Below are 2,527 nucleotides of genomic sequence, written 5' to 3'. Positions count from 1 at the left end.
ATGGTGGAGGGTTTCGGGTGCCGTCAGGCGTACGAAAGCCTTTCATGCAGGAACCCGCGGTCTGCACTTGCTGAGCTATGGGGTTTTCTGGATTGGAGCCTCTGGCGGTCGGGCGATCGCCACGACCATTGTCAGTCCGGGCGGGTCCCCAGAGATGGTTTCCAGTGGGGTTGCGAAGGCTTTCCAGGTGAGTGGAAACATGTTCGTCGTGCTGGACGCCCTCATCATGGGTGCTGGCGCAGGCCGTCCCGTTAGCCTGCTCTGCTGTGAGTAGACCATATGTGTGGATCGGCCATGCCGGGTCATGACGCACTCTCCCGGTTCGTTGTTGCCTCGTCTGGTGGTCCACGTGGTTGCCGCCAGCGCTTGAGCACTTCGATGACGACCATGCGTCCACCGCAGCATGGGCATGGCGGCCGGATGTCGGTCGGTTGGTCGTCCGCCTCATCAGGGGGCGGCGGGGCAGCGTTGAGGAGCTCACGGGCACGAGCGATGCTCATCTTTCGATAACCGCCGGCGAGCAGGCCGTAATGCCGGATGCGGTGGAAGCCACGCGGCAAGACATGGAGCAGGAAACGGCGGATGAACTCGTCGAGCGCGAGCGTCATGACCTGCTGCCGATCGCAGCCGTCACGGCGGTAATCCTTGTAGCGGAAGGTGACGCCCGTTTCGTCGAACGCGATCAGGCGACTGTTCGAGATGGCGACCCGGTGCGTGTAGCGCGACAGATAGGCAAGCACTGCTTCCGGCCCCGCAAAGGGCGGCTTGGCATAGACGATCCAGCGCTTCCTGCGGACTGGCGACAGGTATCTTACAAATGCCCGGCGATCAGCCAGAGGCGTAGCCGAACCGAAGAAGGCGAGCCGCCCGGCATCGTGGAATTGGAGCAGCCGTGTCAGGAACAAGCGCTGGAATAGCTTGCCGAGCACACGAACCGGCAGGAGGAATGCTGGACGTGACGATATCCAGCGTGATCCATCGAGCGCGATTCCACCACCTGGCACGATCATGTGAACATGGGGATGATGGGTCATGGCCGATCCCCATGTGTGCAGGACGGCAGTGATGCCGATGCGCGCGCCGAGATGCTTCGGATCGGCAGCGATTGTCAGCATCGTCTCGGATGCGGCCTTAAAGAGCAGATCGTAAACCAGCGCCTTGTTGTGGAAGGCAATGGCGGCTACCTCGGCTGGCAATGTGAAGACGACGTGGAAGTATCCGACGGGCAGGAGATCGGCCTCCCGTTCGGCAAGCCAAGTGCGTGCAGCGGCGCCCTGGCACTTCGGGCAGTGCCGGTTGCGGCAGGAATTGTAGGCGATGCGCCACTCTCCACAATCCTCGCAGGCCTCGACATGTCCGCCCAGTGCAGCTGTGCGGCAGTGCTCGACCGCCGCCATAACCTTGAGCTGGCTCAAGCTGAGATGTCCCGTATGGACTTTCCGATAGTTCGGCCCTGCGGCACGGAAGATATCGGCGACCTCGATCGAGGTACGCATGGTTCAGCCGTCGGGCGTTTTGCCTTCCATCAGCGCCATCAGCCGATCAAGAGGTCCGGCGACCGCGTGAATGGTTCGGGTGGAGACCTTCGCATAGAGAGCCGTCGTCTCCAGCTTGCTATGCCCGAGCAGAACCTGGATGACACGGATATCGGTGCCATCCTCCAGAAGATGGGTGGCAAAGCTGTGCCTCAAGGTATGCGGGCTGACGCGCTTGTGGATGCCGGCAACATCGGCAGCTTCCTGAACCGCGCGATGAAGTTGCCGCGACGAGATCGGATCGGTGCGGCTACGCCCTGGAAACAGCCAGCCGTGAGGCAGCATCACGCCGCGCCGCTTTCCTTCGCGCCACCAAAGCCGCAGCAGTTCGAGGAGCTGCGGAGAAAGCATGGCATTGCGATCCTTGCGTCCCTTGCCTTGTTCAACCCGGATCAGCATGCGTTTGGAGTCGATGTCATCGACCTTGAGATGGGCGACCTCGGAGACGCGCAAGCCCGCGCCATAGGCCACACCGAGGGCGGCCTTGTATTTGATACCAGGTGCCGCCTCCAGTAAGCGGGCAGCTTCCTCAATACTGAGCACATCCGGTAGCTTGCGCGGATTGCGCGTTATCACCAGCGCCCGCGCCAGATCCCGCCGCTTCAGCGTCACCATGAACAGAAAGCGTAGCGCCGAAACCGTGCTGTTAATCGTCGCAGGACCTACGCCGTTCTCATGCTGATGCAACTGGAAACGTCGTGTGTCCTCGACCGTCGCAGTGTCAGGGGCACGCCCAAGAAACGTAGCGAAGCGTCGGACGTGACGGATGTAGTCCTGCCGAGTGTGGGATCCCAACCCTCGCATCAGCATGTCTTCCTGCATGCGCTGACGGAGCGGTGTGGTCGGGGCATCGTGTTGAAAGCTGGCCATTGAACGTTCCTCTCGTTGAAGGGAACGTCATGGTCAGGCAACACCAACAGCCTGCCTAGAACCTCAGATAATCATGCGAAACTCGCCGCGCACTCCCTCCCGCGAAGCGGGTTCGTGCATGA

At 61.5% G+C, this 2,527-nt stretch carries 2 protein-coding genes; both read right to left on the bottom strand.

Annotated elements, in window-relative coordinates; all coding sequences use genetic code 11:
• Positions 1-302: 302 nt before the first annotated feature.
• Complete coding sequence (locus tag J2Z75_RS29095; protein WP_209857440.1) at positions 303-1,496, bottom strand: IS91 family transposase; 1,194 nt, start codon at positions 1,494-1,496, stop codon at positions 303-305.
• Between the two features lie 3 nt (positions 1,497-1,499).
• Positions 1,500-2,405, bottom strand: coding sequence for a tyrosine-type recombinase/integrase (locus J2Z75_RS29090; RefSeq protein WP_209857438.1), 906 nt, complete (start codon positions 2,403-2,405; stop codon positions 1,500-1,502).
• Between the last annotated feature and the right edge of the window lie 122 nt (positions 2,406-2,527).

It is taken from the genome of Rhizobium herbae, assembly GCF_017873135.1.
GTDB lineage: Bacteria > Pseudomonadota > Alphaproteobacteria > Rhizobiales > Rhizobiaceae > Pararhizobium > Pararhizobium herbae.
The sequence above is the reverse complement of the archived record's forward strand: the minus strand, read 5'-3'. Positions and strand labels throughout refer to the sequence as shown.